This window comes from Pseudomonas sp. CCOS 191, from assembly GCF_001007005.1.
In the GTDB taxonomy this organism is placed as follows: domain Bacteria; phylum Pseudomonadota; class Gammaproteobacteria; order Pseudomonadales; family Pseudomonadaceae; genus Aquipseudomonas; species Aquipseudomonas soli.
In genome coordinates this window covers 1634542-1650073 of sequence record NZ_LN847264.1, presented here as the reverse complement: position 1 = coordinate 1650073, position 15532 = coordinate 1634542, and the positions used below count along the sequence as shown (strand labels likewise).

Below are 15532 nucleotides of genomic sequence, written 5' to 3'. Positions count from 1 at the left end.
GTCGCCGTGGCTGTGGCAAGCGTCGAGCAAGTTTCGCGCCAACTACCACAGAAACGGCAAAGACCCCGGTTTACGGGGCCTTTGCTGAAACGCCCGGCGCGCGCGAGACAAAATCTCGGCGGCGGGTAGCCGGCAGCGGCAAGGGCTGGCCGCCCTCGACGCTACGTGGCGACACTTGTCTGTCAGGTAATGGTGAAAGTGTCTCCATTGTTGGTCTGGAACGACTCGATGGTGTTCGAGCCGGCGTACCAGTCAGTCAGCTTGACCCCTGAGTCGAGCTTGCCGGTTTCCCAACTGGCCTTGGTGAACAGGAACGCATCGTCGCCCAGGCGGCTGAGGACAACGTCGCTGAACGCCTCGAACTTCTTCAGGATGACTTTGTCGACGCCAGCAGCACCGGTGTCCTGGATAGTCACTTGCGCCCAGGAATCAACGGTGTAGGTATCCCCCCCTTCACCGCCATCGGCGAAGCCGGAGGCGTACATCTTCAGCTGATCCGCGCCAGCCCCGCCGTACAGCTTGTAGCCGACGCCGTTGCCGGCCAGGTTGTCATTGCCATCATCACCGTAGGCAGTGCCGCGAGCAGTCTGGATGGTGTCGTTGCCCGCATCGCCGTGCAGGACAGCGCCAAGGTCATTGCCACCGCCATAGATGGTGTCATCGCCATCACCACCATTGATGATGTCGGCCTGTGTGACAGTCTTGCTCTCGGCACGCGCGAACACCCCGAAATCACCGTAGTAGATGCCATCACCATAGAGGAAGTCGTTGCCAGCCCCACCATTGATGATGTCACTGCCCTCGGCACCGAAGATGGTGTTCGAACCGGCGTCACCATTGAGCACGTCATCGTAGGCTGAGCCTGCCAGGCCTTCGATACCGGTCAGCACATCGCCTTCGGCGTCGCCGCCGGAGGTTGCGCCGGTCGCAAGGTTGACCGACACCCCCGCCGAACTGTTGACGTACCAGGCGAAGTCCTTGCCCGCACCACCGTTGATGGTGTCGGCGCCGGCACCGCCGATGAAGTTCTCGTTGGCACCGCTGCCGATCAAGGTGTCATTGAAGCCCGAACCCTCGAAGATTTCGAAGTTCAGGTAGGTATCCACCCCTGTGTTGTTGAGGTCCAGTACGATGCCTGCCCCCTCCGAGGCGAACGTCAGCAAATCGACGCCGGCTGCGGCATCGAACACATTGACCTCGTCATTGGCAACGAACACGTCATCCCGATTGGAACCATAGAACTTCTCGATGCTGTCGAAGGTATCGCCAGCCGCCACCCCACCGTGCACACCGGTCTTGAAGTTGAGGGTCACACCTTCGTTGCTGTTGGCGTAGGAAACGCTGTCGGTACCGCCGCCACCGATGAAGCGATCGGCACCACCGGCACCGGCATAGAACATGTCGTTGCCGACACCACCAGTGATGGTGTTGTCGCTGGCACTGTCGTAGGCAATGAAGTTGGCAGTACCCAGGTAGGTCAGCGCCTCGACCTCGTTGGTCATGCGATAGTTGTTCAGGGTGGTACGCACTTCGTCATAGCCGCCCCCTGCCATCTCGGCCACCAAGGTATTGTTGTACAGGTAGTACACATCATTGCCGGCGCCGCCAGCGAGACTCGTCGTTGCCGCCGAAGTGGTGAAGGTATCGTCGAAGCTGGACCCGATGACGGTAGTGAAACCCGTGAACACGTCACCCTCGGCATCTCCACCGACACCGGTACCACGACCAGAGGTGTCGACGGTGATGGTAATCGCCTGATCGGAAGTCGAGTAGTCCAAGGTATCGGCACCGCCACCACCTTCGAAGACATGCGCGGTGGTGTCACTGACGAACACATCGGCAGAAGCAGAGCCACGGAACACTTCGATGCTGTCAAAGGTGTCGCCAGCCGCAATACCTCCATGCACACCCGTCTTGAAGTTCAGCGTCACGCCAGTACTGCCGACAGCATCGCCGTAGGACACCGTGTCGGTACCCGCACCACCGACGAACCGGTCTGCGCCAGCACCGCCGAACAGCAGGTCGTTGGCGATACCGCCAGTGATGACGTTGTCGCTGGCGTTACCGTAGCCGGTAAAGCTGCTGGTCCCCAGATAGGTCAGCGCCTCGACCTCGTTGCCCAGCCGGTGATTGGTCAGGGTGGTACGCACCTCGTCATAACCGCCACCGGCCAGCTCCGATACCACGGAGTTGCCGTAGAGGTAGTACACATCGTCCCCCGCCCCACCCAGGAACGTGGTCGAGCCGTAACTGGTGAAGGTGTCATTCAACCCAGAACCAACCACGAACGACATACCGGTGAACACATCACCCTGGGCATCGCCTCCCACGCCCGTGCCACGGTTCGCGGCATCGACATTGATGGTGATTGCCGTGGCGGAGCCGGAGTAATCCAGGGTATCGAGCCCGCCGCCACCTTCGAAGGTGTGCGCGGCGGCATCGCTGACGAAGCGGTCGGCCGCAGCCGAGCCACGGAACACTTCGATGCCGTCGAAGGTGTCGCCGGCAGCGATACCTTCGTGCACCCCGGTCTTGAAGTTCAGCGTCACGCCAGTACTGCCAACAGCATCGCCGTAGGACACCGTGTCGGTACCCGCACCACCAACGAACCGGTCCGCGCCAGCACCGCCGAACAGCAGGTCGTTGGCGATACCGCCAGTGATGACGTTGTCGCTGGCATTGCCATAGCCGGTGAAATTGCTGGTACCCAGGTAGGTCAGCGCCTCGACCTCGCTGGTCAGACGGTAGGTGGTCAGGGTGGTGCGCACCTCGTCATAACCGCCACCGGCCAGCTCCGATACACCGGCGTTGCCGTGCAGATAATACACATCATCACCCGCGCCACCTTGGAAGGTGCCAGTGCCATAGCTGGTGAAGGTGTCGTTGAACGCCGAGCCGAGCACGGCGGAAATGCCGGTGAATACATCACCCTGGGCATCGCCACCCACGCCCGTGCCACGCCCCGCGGTATCGACGTTGATGGTGATCGCCGTGGCGGAGCCGGAGTAATCCAGGGTATCGAGCCCGCCACCACCTTCGAAGGTGTGCGCGGCGGCATCGCTGACGAAGCGGTCGGCCGCAACCGAACCACGGAACACTTCGATGCCTTCGAAGGTATCACCGGCAGCGATACCGGTGTGCTCGCCGGTCTTGAAGTTCAGGGTGATGCCGGTATTGGTGTCGGCGTAGGAAACGGTATCGACACCGGCCCCACCGACGAAGCGGTCACCGCCCGCGCCACCGAGCAGCAAGTCGTTACCTGAACCACCGGTAATGACGTTGGCACTGGCATTGCCATAGCCGGTGAAGGCGGCGGTGCCGAGGTAGGTCAAGGCCTCGACCTCGTTACCCAGGCGGTAGGTGGTCAGGGTGGTGCGCACCTCGTCATAACCGCCACCGGCCAGCTCCGATACACCGGCGTTGCCGTGCAGATAATACACATCATCACCCGCGCCACCTTGGAAGGTGCCGGTGCCATAGCTGGTGAAGGTGTCGTTGAACGCCGAGCCGAGCACGGCGGAAATGCCAGTGAATACATCACCCTGGGCATCGCCACCCACGCCCGTGCCACGCCCCGCGGTATCGACGTTGATGGTGATCGCCGTGGCGGAGCCGGAGTAATCCAGGGTATCGAGGCCGCCGCCACCTTCGAAGGTGTGCGCGGCGGCATCGCTGACGAAGCGGTCGGCCGCAACCGAACCACGGAACACTTCGATGCCTTCGAAGGTATCACCGGCAGCGATACCGGTGTGCTCGCCGGTCTTGAAGTTCAGGGTGATGCCGGTATTGGTGTCGGCGTAGGAAACGGTATCGACACCGGCCCCGCCGACGAAGCGGTCACCGCCTGCGCCACCGAGCAGCAAGTCGTTACCTGAACCACCGGTAATGACGTTGGCACTGGCATTGCCATAGCCGGTGAAGGCGGCGGTGCCGAGGTAGGTCAAGGCCTCGACCTCGTTCCCCAGGCGGTAGGTGGTCAGGGTGGTGCGCACCTCGTCATAACCGCCACCGGCCAGCTCCGATACACCGGCGTTGCCGTGCAGATAATACACATCATCACCCGCGCCACCTTGGAAGGTGCCGGTGCCATAGCTGGTGAAGGTGTCGTTGAACGCCGAGCCGAGCACGGCGGAAATGCCGGTGAATACATCACCCTGGGCATCGCCACCCACGCCCGTGCCACGCCCCGCGGTATCGACGTTGATGGTGATCGCCGTGGCGGAGCCGGAGTAATCCAGGGTATCGAGCCCGCCGCCACCTTCGAAGGTGTGCGCGGCGGCATCGCTGACGAAGCGGTCGGCCGCAACCGAGCCACGGAACACTTCGATGCCTTCGAAGGTATCACCGGCAGCGATACCGGTGTGCTCGCCGGTCTTGAAGTTCAGGGTGATGCCGGTATTGGTGTCGGCGTAGGAAACGGTATCGACACCGGCCCCACCGACGAAGCGGTCACCGCCCGCGCCACCGAGCAGCAAGTCGTTACCTGAACCACCGGTAATGACGTTGGCACTGGCATTGCCATAGCCGGTGAAGGCGGCGGTGCCGAGGTAGGTCAAGGCCTCGACCTCGTTACCCAGGCGGTAGGTGGTCAGGGTGGTGCGCACCTCGTCATAACCGCCACCGGCCAGCTCCGATACACCGGCGTTGCCGTGCAGATAATACACATCATCACCCGCGCCACCTTGGAAGGTGCCGGTGCCATAGCTGGTGAAGGTGTCGTTGAACGCCGAGCCGAGCACGGCGGAAATGCCAGTGAATACATCACCCTGGGCATCGCCACCCACGCCCGTGCCACGCCCCGCGGTATCGACGTTGATGGTGATCGCCGTGGCGGAGCCGGAGTAATCCAGGGTATCGAGCCCGCCGCCACCTTCGAAGGTGTGTGCGGCGGCATCGCTGACGAAGCGGTCGGCCGCAGCCGAGCCACGGAACACTTCGATGCCTTCGAAGGTGTCACCAGCGGCAAAACCGGTATGCACGCCGGTCTTGAAGTTGAGGGTGACACCAATGTTCGAGTCAGCATAGGACGCAGTGTCGATCCCCGCGCCACCGATCAGGCGATCAGCGCCATCGCCGCCGAACAGGGTATCGTTACCTGCCCCGCCATCGATCACATCATTGCCAGCACGTCCATAGATCTGGTCGTCCGCAGCCGTACCGACCAAATTATCGGCCCCTGCGGTTCCTTGTATAACAGCCATCGCAACTCCTTCCTTGCTTCAATGTTGAACGTCCGTGTGCTGACGCCAATCCTTCGATGGCGCTCACCCTTCCCTGAATGCCCGTTGCGCATGGTCGCCTACTGGCTTGAGCAGATAGGACAGCACGGTGCGACGACCCGTCTGGATCATAGATTCCACCGGCATGCCCGGCACCAGCGTGAGGCCGTCGAGCTTGCGCTGCTCGGCCTTGTCGATATGAATGCCGGCTCGATAGAAACCGAGACCGCTCTGCGGGTCGGTTACCAGGTCGGCGGAAAGGCGCACCACACGCCCGAGCACTTCAGGGGTGGTGGCACGGTTGAACGCACTGAAACGCAGCAAGGCATCCTGGCCGAGCACGACCTGGTCGATGTCCTGCGGGCTGATGCGCGCCTCCACCAGCAGTTCCTCATCCAGCGGCACGATTTGCATCAAGGTTTCGGCTGGCGAAATCACCCCACCTACCGTATGCACCGCTAATTGCTGAACGCGACCGGCACTGGGCGCCAGCACCTCGATGCGCTTGAGCTGGTCGGCGGCGGCGACTTCGCGCTCGACCCATTCGCCCTGCTGGGCCATGAGGTCGCGCAGCTCCTGCGAGACCTGCTCACGGAAACGCTGGTCAACCTGCAGCAGCTCGAGACGGGTTTCCGCGATACGTGCCCGGGCCTCGGCGATGGCTGCGACCAACTGGCCACGCTCCCCCTGCAGGCGAGCAATACCGCGCGCCAGGGCGTTGACCCGATCGAGGGTCATCAGGCCTTTTTTCTGCAAGGTCCTGACGGCCTGGTATTCCTCGTCGATCAGGCGAATCTCCTCGCCCTTGGTACGCTGCTGCAGGTCGTGGCCGGCAATGGTCTGGGTCAGTTGCTCGATGCGCTCGCGCAACTGCTGTTTCTGGCCGTCGCGGGACTGGCGGCGGTCGGCGAACAATTGCCGCTCGCTGGCCAACACCGCCTGCACCTGGGCCTCGCTTGCACGCGCAAGCAGGCGTGGCGGGACGTCCACCTGCGCCAGGCCATCACGTTCGGCCTCGAGCCGTGCCTGGCGCGCCAGGGCCTGGTCCAGGGCCTTGGCGACAATGGCGTGGCTAGCCTCCTGCAAGGTAGCATCCAGGCGCATCAGCACATCGCCGGCCTGCACCGACTGCCCTTCGCTGACCAGCAACTGCGCGACCACACCGCCAGTGGGGTGCTGGACCTTCTTCACACTGTCCTGCACCGCCACTGTCCCCGGCGCGATCACAGCGCTGGCCAACTCAGTGGCAGCCGACCACAGCAGCGCGCCACCCAGCAACACCACCACGACCCCGAGACCAACCCTCAAGTGCCAACGCAGCGATCGCACCAGCTGCTGCTCATCATCGATGCGCATCATGCTTGCCCCCCTCCCTTTGCCGCTCGCGGATCGGCAATTGCCACCGGCCGTGCCAGTACCTTGTCACGCGGGCCGAACGCCGCCTGTGCGCCCTGCTCCAGCACCAGCACCTGGTCCATCACCGCCAACAGGCCGGAACGGTGGGCTATGGCCACCACCACTCCACCCCGCGCCTTCACTCCTTCGATCGCCCTGGCCAACGCGCGCTCGCCTTCGGCATCGAGGTTGGCGTTGGGCTCGTCGAGCACCACCAGGAACGGCTCGCCATACAAGGCCCGGGCCAGGCCGATGCGTTGCCGCTGTCCTGCCGACAGATTGACGCCACCCTCGCCGACTGGCGTGTCGTAGCCTTGCGGCAGTTGCAGGATCATTTCATGCACGCCGGCCTGGCGCGCTGCCGCGATAACCGCTGCCGCATCGGCCTGCGGGTCCAGGCGCGCGATGTTCTGGCCCACACTGGCCTCGAACAGGTCGACGCTCTGCGGCAGGTAGCCGGTCAATGCCGAGCGCTGCGCATCCGGCCAAAGTTCCAGCGCCGCACCATCCAGGCAGATCTGGCCGCGGATCGCCGGCCAGGCGCCCACCAACGCTCGTGCCAGCGACGACTTGCCCGAGGCACTGGGGCCGATCACCGCCAAAGCGCTCCCGGCGGCCAGGCTGAAACCCACCCCCTGAACAACCAGACGTTGCACTCCCGGAGGCGCAATGCACAGGTCTGTCACCCGCAACTGGCTGCAGGCCTTGGGGAGCGGGGTCCTTTCAGGTTGCTCCGGAAAGATCTCCAGCACCACCCGCAACTGCTGCCAGGCCAGCCGCGCGGATACCAGGCTGCGCCAAGTGCCGATGATCTGCTCGGCCGGGGCCAGGGTACGGGCAACGATGATCGAGGCGGCGACAATGGCCCCGCCGCTGAGATCACCCTGGATAACCAGCCAGGCACCCACACCGAGAGACGCCGATTGCACCAACTGGCGCAAGGCCTTGGTGATGCCACCATAGAATCCGCCGACATCGGCGCCATGCCGTTGCAAGGTTGCATAACGTCCCTGCAGGACTTGCCAGCGCGCTGCGGCACGATCGGTCATGCCCATCGCGGCAAGTACTTCGGCCCCGGCATGGGCTTGCTGCCCCAGGCGGCTGCGCTGACTGGCAAGTGCCACGCCGTCGCGCATGGCCTGGCGGGTGCCACGGTCGGTGAGCCAGGTAAGCAGCACCATCAGCGCAATCATGCATAGCGCCAACCAGCCCAGGGACGGATGGATATAGAAACTGACCGCAAGGTACACCGGCATCCATGGCAGGTCGAAGAACGCCATGAGCCCGGGGCCAGAAATAAAGGCACGGATCTGCTCAAGCTCCTGGGCGGGCTTGAGCGGGTCCTGGTCGAGCACGATCTTCAGCGGAGTGCCGGCGATGACTTTGAACACCTGGCCGGAAAGCGCGCCCTCCACCGCCGCAGCGATCCGCGACATGACCCGCGAACGGATAATGTCGACCACGGCAAAAACCAGGTACACACCTGCCACCAGCAACCCCAGCGCCACCAAGGTGGGCAGGCTACGGCTGGGGATGACCCGATCATAGACTTCGAGCATGAACAAGGGGCCGATCAACGCCAGCAGGTTGATCACGCCAGAGAACAGGGCCGCGCCGATCAGGCCTTTTTTCAAGGCCACGCCAAGCGCTGCCGGCAGCACGTTGGCACCAGTATCCTTACTGCTTTTCAAGAGTTCCGATCCTTGGAAAAAGACGCTTGCCACACACTCGAACGAGTGAGATGGCGCGGATCATACCTGAAGAAAATCCGCCAATCGATGGCTTCAAGCCATCATTTTTTGCCTTAGGTCAAAGCGACCTGCAGGCCGCATTGTCAAAGGGCCCGGCAAAGCGTTTCCAGCCATCGCCGGGTGACAATTGCGAGCACACCAAGTGCCCATCGGCCTGGCTTTCCCAGCGCCACCAGGGAGCCATCGCGGCTTGCGCCTGAAGCAGGCAGAACGCCGCGACGGCGGCAGCCAGCAGTTTTTTCATGAGAACTCTCCATGAAAACGACGACCCCCTTCTCGCAAAGGGGTTCGTTGACAAGCAATCAGCCAGTGGCCATCAAGTCATCTGGATGATGGTCTGCATGATGGTGCTTTCGGTGGAGATGGTCTTGGCGTTGGCCTGGTAGTAGCTCTGGGCCTTGATCAGCTCGACCAGCTCCTGGGTCAGGTTGACGTTGGAGGCTTCCAGCGAGTTGGACTCGATCTCGCCCAACGTACCGGTTTTCGGCGCGTCGATACCTGGAATGCCCGAGGAGAAGGTTTCCTTCCAGCGGGTGCCGCCAGTCTGCTGCAGGCCCTGCTCGTTAGCGAAGCTGGCGATTGCCACCTGGCCGATGGCGCGGGACTGCTGGTTGCTGAAGCTGGCGAACATGACACCGGTGGAGTCGATCGACAGGTTCGACAGGATACCGGTGGCATAGCCATCCTGGGACTGCGACATGCGAGCGGTTTCAGTATTGAAGGAGGTGGTGCTCCTCATCGACAGCTGCATGCCATCAGCGTTACCCTCGGAGCCGTTGGAAACCCAGTCGCCTGCGGCGTTCTTGACGGCAGGAACCCAGCCCTTGAGGGTGAAGGTGTTATCCACCACGCTCCAATCGCTTGTCGGAACAGTGGTGTTGTCCGTCGCCATCGACTTGACCGTGCCATCGGGATTGAACGACATGGTGCCGGTCAGCGGCTCGGTGCTGGATGGGTCCATCGGGTTGCGGCCGTCGACCAGGGTGTACATGACCCACTCGTTCTTGTCGGTCTTGCGGTAATACTGCTCCATGACATGCTCGTTACCCTGGCTGTCGAAAATCTTGGTAGGGAACGATTTGGTGTAGGTGGCCTGGTCGGTCGGATCGAACGGCTTGTTCGGCCCCATCACTGGAGGCGGGCCTGGGCTGACCTCGACTTCCAGCGGAATATCGATTGCCGACGAGTTCAGGTTGATGCCCTGGTCGATCTTGAAGGTGGCCTTGGGCGCCAGCGCCGAGGTGTCGATGCGCAGGTCGGTCAGCACACCCTTGACGATCTTGCCATTGGCATCGGTGCCATAGCCTTGAAGGTTCAGGCCGTCCGAGGTCACCACATAGCCGTCTTTGTTGGTCTGGAATGCACCGGCACGGGTATAGGTCATCGAGCCGTTGTCGGACAGCACGAAGTAGCCCTGCCCCTGGATACCCATGTCCAGCACGTTGCCGGTGTTGTTGACGTCACCCTGGCCGAACTGCTGGGAAACCGCAGCCAGGCGCACGCCGTTGCCGACCTGGTTCTTGCCCACGCCCAGGCGGTTGGAGCCTGCATAAACGTCGGCGAACTCGGCACGCGACGACTTGAAGCCGACGGTGTTGACGTTGGCAATGTTGTTGCCGGTAACGTCCAGTTGCTTGTTGGCTGCGTAAAGACCGCTAAGGCCGATATTGAAAGACATGCATTCACTCCTTCTGCCGATCTAGCGGCCTTAGATTCCAATAGATTGTACTTTCGAGACGCCGATCTTCTGGCCGCCTGCCAAGGTGAGCATCATCTCGCTACCGCCCTGGAAGCTGACGCTGGTGATCTTCGCCGGCAGCAGGGTGTACATGGTCTGCGCCTTGCCATCGACCGTCGTGGTGGCGGTGAATGTGTACTGGCCAGGGTCGACCTTCTCACCCTTGTCGTTGGTGCCGTCCCAGATGAAGTCGGCGGTGCCTTTGGCCTGTTCGCCCAGACTGATGGTCTTGACCACCTTGCCGTCCTTGTCCTTGATCTCGACCTTGCCGTCGGTGATGTTCTGCGGCACGACAACTTGACCGGTGAAGCTTTCGGTGGTGTCGACCATCGCCTTGTCGGTTTCCAGGATCACCGAACGCCCCACCAGCGTGGTGGCCTGCAGCGCCTGACTCGACGCTATGCCGCCAATGATATTGTTGACCGAGCTGTTCAGGGTCTGGATACCTTCCAGGCTGCTGAACTGGGCCAGCTGGGCAATGAACTCGCCGTTATCCTGCGGATCCAGCGGGTTCTGGTGCTGCATCTGGGTAACCAGCAGCTTGAGGAACGCATCCTTGCCCAGCGCGTTCTTGTCAACGGGCTCGGTGGTGGTGGTTTTCTTGGTACCGGTGCTGACCCCGGACGCGTTGAGTACGTCGTTCAGGTTCACGCCATTGTTGGTGTTGGTCACTGCCATGGTCCGGATTCCTTATCACTGACCCAGGGTCAGTACTTTCTGCATCATGGTCTTGGCGGTGTTCATCAGTTCGGCGTTGGTCTGGAACGCGCGGCTGGCAGAGATCATGTCAGCCATCTCTTCAACCACGTTGACGTTCGGGTAATAGACATAGCCATCTTTGTTCGCCGCCGGGTGGCTTGGCTCGTAGCGGGCTTCGAGATTGCTCTGATCCTCGATGATGCCCTTGACCTCGACCCCCTGCCCGGCCTGGCCCTGGTCTTCGAACAGCGATTGGCCGGCGCCGGCCTGGGCCTGCTGGAAGGTGGTGGCGAATACCGGGTGGCGCGCACGATAGGTCTGGTCGATGCTCGACGACACGGTCTCGGCGTTGGCGATGTTCGACGCGACGGTGTTCAGGCGCGTGTTCTGCGCGCTCATGCCGCTACCGGCAATATTGAAGACACTGGCAAGAGACATGGTCACTCTCCACGCAGGGCCGATACCAGCCCTTTGAATTTACTGTTGAGCAGGGTGAAGCTGGCCTGGAAACCAACGGCGTTTTCCGCGTAGTTCGATTGTTCCAGGTGCGCGTCCACGGTGTTCTGGTCGATCGACGGCTGCATCGGCGTGCGGTACTTGAGCGTATCGTCCATCATGGCCAGGCCTTCGGCCTCGATATGACGGCTGTCGGTACGCTCCAGGGCGATGCGTCCCTTCTGCTGCTTGTCGGACTCGGCAGCGAGCACGGACGAGAAGTCCATGTCACGCGCCTTGTAGTTGGGCGTGTCGGCGTTGGCGATGTTGTTGGCCAGTACTTCGGCACGCTGGGCGCGAAAGCCCAGTGCCTTTTCGTGAATGCCAAGTGCCTTGTCGAAGCTGATGCTCATGTCGGGGACCTTTGAAGGTGACCAGAGTTCGTTTGCTATGGCTTTAGCAAGCCCTGTGCCAACCATCTTGAACCCCATGAGTACGGGGGTTTTGCCTGTTTCATACCGCACCTTATGCCAGAAAAGCGGCAATGTGCTTCCGCCTTGAGCTACCCAGGCGGCAATCGGCAGGCGGCAAAAGCGGCAAACCAAAAAATTGACGTCAAACAAACATGTCAATTGGCCACCAATCAGGTAGCATCCGCGTCCCGCGCATCACCACACGCACGTACGGTTTTCGCCCGCATGGATGCGCGCTGCTTTCATTACGATTTCAAAGGAAAGAAACCGTGCCACCGCTGAACCTACGCAAGACCCTCCTGGCCCTTCTGATCGGCGCCAGCCCTGCTCCCGCAATGGCCCTGCCCCAGACCATCGCCCTCACCGATGCCGGCTACAAGGGCGATCACCAATCCTACGCCGACGACCTTGAGTTCAGCGGAAGCTTCACCGGTCTGGGACAGGATGCGATCGTTCTGGCGAACAGCCAGGTAATGGGCAACCTGACCCTGGGCAGCGCCATCAACGACAACACCACGATTGCCGTGGACATGGTCCATCGCAGCGACGGCATTCGCATTACCGACACCGACCTCAGCGGCTTCCTGACCAACCGCGGCAACGTGATCACCACCAGCCTGGACGGCGCCGCCTTGCGCCTGAGCGCCAGCACCGTCGACGACGACCTCACCAACGAAGGCCTGCTCAAGGCCGGCACCAGCTTCTCGTACAACAATGGCGGCCCCACCTACGGCATCGACCTGTCCAGTTCCGGCAGCTCTATCAGCCGCATCCACGGCAACCTGGTCAACGCCGCAGGCGCCCGCATCATCGCCATCGGCCGCAACTCGCGCGCCATAAACCTGGCCGGCGCGAACCTGGAAGAGCGAGTGGTCAACCGTGGCGAGATCAGCGCGACAGGCCCCGGCGCCATCGCCATCCACGCCACGACGGACGCCAGCAACCGGCCGGCGGTGCTGGCCGGCATCGACAACCAGGGGCAGATCTTCGCCGGCGACCAAGGCGCGCAAGGCATCGTGCTGGATGGCGCGAGCCTCTTCGACAGCCTAGGGCGCCACATCGACAACAGTGGCAGGATCGTAGCGGCCGACACCGCCATCCGCATTGGCAACACCACCCTTGATGGCCCAGGCGTGCCGCCCTGGCAGAAAGCCAACGGCGACCTGAACATCTTCAACAGCGGCGAGATCTGGGGCAACGTCGCCATCGACGCCACCGGCAGCAATCGCCCTGTCGAGTTGATCATGCGCAAAGGCAGCATGATCCAAGGCGACCTCCTTGGCCTGGCCAACATCGAAGTCGAAGGTGACAGCACCTACGGGGTTGCCTATGGCGGGCGCGGCAGCAACAGCATCCGTCTGGCGAACAACGGCTGGCTCGACGTCGGCGACAGCAGCGAGCCGCCAACCACGTTCAGCCTGCAGAGCCTCCACGCCACCCTCGATGGCAACCTGCGGGTAGCCGACAACTCGGCGCTGGGCATGTGGCTGGCAGCCAGCACCGACCCATCCACCGCTGTGCTCAAGGTCAGCGGCATCGCCGAATTCGGCCAGAACGCACGAATCCTGCTGGAACCCGAGGACACCGACTTCCAGGCCGGCGGCAGCCGCTACCTGTTGCTCGAGGCCGGCCAGGTGCAGGTACTCGATGCCGGCGGCCTTCAGGTCGACCCGAACGGCAAGCCCAAGGTGGCCAGCACCTCGGCCATGCTCGACGTACTGACCAGCACCCTCGAAGACAACAAGGTCTACGCCGTCGTCAGCACCAAGCCCACCGAGGCACTCGACCAGATCGTCGCCGCCCAGGGCGGTAACGGCAACGCACAACAGGCATTGGGCAGCCTCTCCCAGGCAGGCCTGCTGGCACGCCTGGGCAATCAGGACCCGTTGTTCCTCGCCGCCGCCAGCGCCGACGAGGCGCAACTGGCCAGGCTCGCCGAACAGCTGGCACCCGAGGTCAGCGATGGCGCCCGACAGGCCGCCATCACCAGCCAGCGCCTGATCGGCAACGCCATTGACGGCCGCACCCACAGCTTGCGCGCCCACACCGCCAGCGCTTCACCCCGCACGTCCGGGGTATGGATGCAGTCGTTGTACAGCGACGCCAGCCAGCAACAACGCGACGGCATTGCCGGCTATAACGCCTACAGCCGTGGCGTGGCGGTCGGCGCCGATGGACAGGTGAACGACCAGCTCACACTCGGCGCGGCCTACAGCTTCATCGATACCGACGTCAACGGCAGGCGCGGCAACAAGACCCAGGTGCAAAGCCATGCGTTTTCGCTGTATGGCAGCTACGCCCTGGACAACTACTTCGTCGATGCCAGCCTCACCTATGGCGTCAACGACAACGAAGGCAAGCGCGAGATCGCCGGCAGCCGCGCCAAGTCGGACTACGATAGCAACCTGCTGGGGCTGAACCTGATCGGCGGCTACGGCTGGCAGGTCAATCCGCGCCTGCTGGTCGAACCCCGTCTCGCCGCGCGCTACAGCCGCGTCGATATCGACAGCTACCGCGAGAAAGGCTCGTCCGCCGCGCTCAAGGTCAAGGACCAGCGCTACGAAGCCATCGAGCTGGGCGCGGGTATTCGCCTGGCTGGCAACCTGCCGCTGGGCGCCGGCAGTCTGGAGCCGCAGTTGAAGCTGATGGCCTACCACGACTTTGCCGCCGACCCGGTGCAGAACTCCTCCTCTTTCGTACTCGGCAGCACACCGTTCGTCACCCGTGGCGCCAGCGTGTCGCGCAACAGCTATGAGGCCGGCGTGGGTGCCGACTACAAGCTGGGCGCCGTGAGCGTCGGCGTGAGCTACGACTACGTGACCAAGTCGGGCTTCGATGCCGATGTGTTTTCGGCGCAGGTGCGCTACGCGTTCTGATCGCAGGCAGCGCTTTTCGCACCACCAACAAAAAGGCCGGTATCTCGCGATACCGGCCTTTTTGTCGAGCCTCATTTGGCCTGGTAGATGATCCCCGGGCTGCACTGGACCATCTGGTAGTGGTCCGGCAGCCCGTTGAGCGCCTCGGACGCCCCGAGGAACAGGTATCCCCCGGGCTTGAGCGTGGCGTGAATACGCATGAGGATGTCCTTCTTGACCTGGGCCGAGAAGTAGATCAGCACGTTGCGGCAGAACACGATGTCGAACTTGCCCAGCGGCGCATAGCTGTCGAGCAGGTTGTAGGAACGGAACTCGACGCGACTGCGGATCGGCGGCTTGATCGCCCAGCGCCCCGGCCCCTTGGTGTCGAAGTAGCGCTGCAGGCGCTCCTGCGACAGGCCACGGGCAATGGCCAGGCTGTCGTACTCACCGGTCTTGCAGTTGTTGAGCATGGCACCGGACAGGTCGGTGGCGACGATCTGCGCGCCCATCTTCAACTGGCCCAGGTTGGTCCGCTCGAACTCGTCGATGGCCATCGACAGCGAGTACGGCTCCTGCCCCGATGAACAGGCCGCCGACCAGATGCGCAGGCGCTGGCCCGGGTTGTTCTTGATGAACTCCGGAATCACCTTGTTCTTGAGCACCTCGAACGGGTAGGTATCGCGAAACCACAGCGTCTCGTTGGTGGTCATGGCATCGACCACCTGCTCGCGCAAGCCACCGCGTGGCTGGGTCTGGATGCGCTGCACCAGCTCGCCCAGCGACTTGATGCCCTGTTGCTCCATCAGCTTGTTGAGACGGCTGGAGACCAGGTATTGCTTATTCTCGCCCAGCAGGATGCCACAGGCTTTCTCCAGGAATACCCGGAACTGTTCGAAATCCAAATTACCCGTAGACAATGCTGCCGCCTCTTCTTAAATCGCTAGCGCCGGGGGCGAACCCCGGC

At 62.5% G+C, this 15532-nt stretch carries 10 protein-coding genes; 1 reads left to right on the top strand and 9 read right to left on the bottom strand.

The features are described 5' to 3' along the window. Positions 1-182: 182 nt before the first annotated feature. From CCOS191_RS28515 to flgB, 8 genes are all read right to left on the bottom strand, one after another. Positions 183-5201 (bottom strand): beta strand repeat-containing protein, encoded by a 5019-nt coding sequence (locus CCOS191_RS28515; protein ID WP_082120368.1) that lies wholly within the window; start codon positions 5199-5201, stop codon positions 183-185. Positions 5202-5264: 63 nt separating this feature from the next. Then, a complete protein-coding gene (locus CCOS191_RS07455; protein WP_046857709.1) occupies positions 5265-6575 on the bottom strand; it encodes an HlyD family type I secretion periplasmic adaptor subunit in 1311 nt (436 codons plus the stop codon). Then, on the bottom strand, positions 6575-8305 hold the full coding sequence (locus CCOS191_RS07450) for a type I secretion system permease/ATPase (protein WP_046854647.1): 1731 nt from the start codon (positions 8303-8305) through the stop codon (positions 6575-6577). Before CCOS191_RS07450 ends, CCOS191_RS07455 begins: the two co-directional genes overlap by 1 nt. Before the next feature lie 118 nt (positions 8306-8423). Further along, entirely contained in the window at positions 8424-8609 is a 186-nt protein-coding gene (locus CCOS191_RS07445; RefSeq protein ID WP_046854646.1) for a hypothetical protein, read from the bottom strand. Positions 8610-8681: 72 nt separating this feature from the next. Further along, positions 8682-10043, bottom strand: coding sequence for a flagellar hook protein FlgE (gene flgE, locus CCOS191_RS07440; RefSeq protein ID WP_046854645.1), 1362 nt, complete (start codon positions 10041-10043; stop codon positions 8682-8684). 30 nt (positions 10044-10073) lie between these two features. Next, positions 10074-10781, bottom strand: a complete 708-nt coding sequence (locus CCOS191_RS07435) for a flagellar hook assembly protein FlgD (protein WP_046854644.1) — start codon at positions 10779-10781, stop codon at positions 10074-10076. A gap of 15 nt (positions 10782-10796) precedes the next feature. Continuing rightward, positions 10797-11240 (bottom strand): flagellar basal body rod protein FlgC, encoded by a 444-nt coding sequence (flgC, locus tag CCOS191_RS07430; RefSeq protein WP_046854643.1) that lies wholly within the window; start codon positions 11238-11240, stop codon positions 10797-10799. A 2-nt stretch (positions 11241-11242) separates the two neighbouring features. Continuing rightward, positions 11243-11650 (bottom strand): flagellar basal body rod protein FlgB, encoded by a 408-nt coding sequence (gene flgB / locus CCOS191_RS07425; protein ID WP_046854642.1) that lies wholly within the window; start codon positions 11648-11650, stop codon positions 11243-11245. Between the two features lie 329 nt (positions 11651-11979). Here flgB and CCOS191_RS07420 point away from each other — a divergent pair, with 329 nt between their 5' ends. Continuing rightward, positions 11980-14586: an autotransporter family protein gene (locus CCOS191_RS07420; RefSeq protein WP_231867475.1), complete on the top strand. Its 2607-nt coding sequence runs from the start codon at positions 11980-11982 to the stop codon at positions 14584-14586. 71 nt (positions 14587-14657) lie between these two features. Here the strand turns inward: CCOS191_RS07420 and cheR are convergent, their stop codons facing one another. Further along, positions 14658-15485, bottom strand: coding sequence for a protein-glutamate O-methyltransferase CheR (gene cheR, locus CCOS191_RS07415; protein ID WP_046854641.1), 828 nt, complete (start codon positions 15483-15485; stop codon positions 14658-14660). Between the last annotated feature and the right edge of the window lie 47 nt (positions 15486-15532).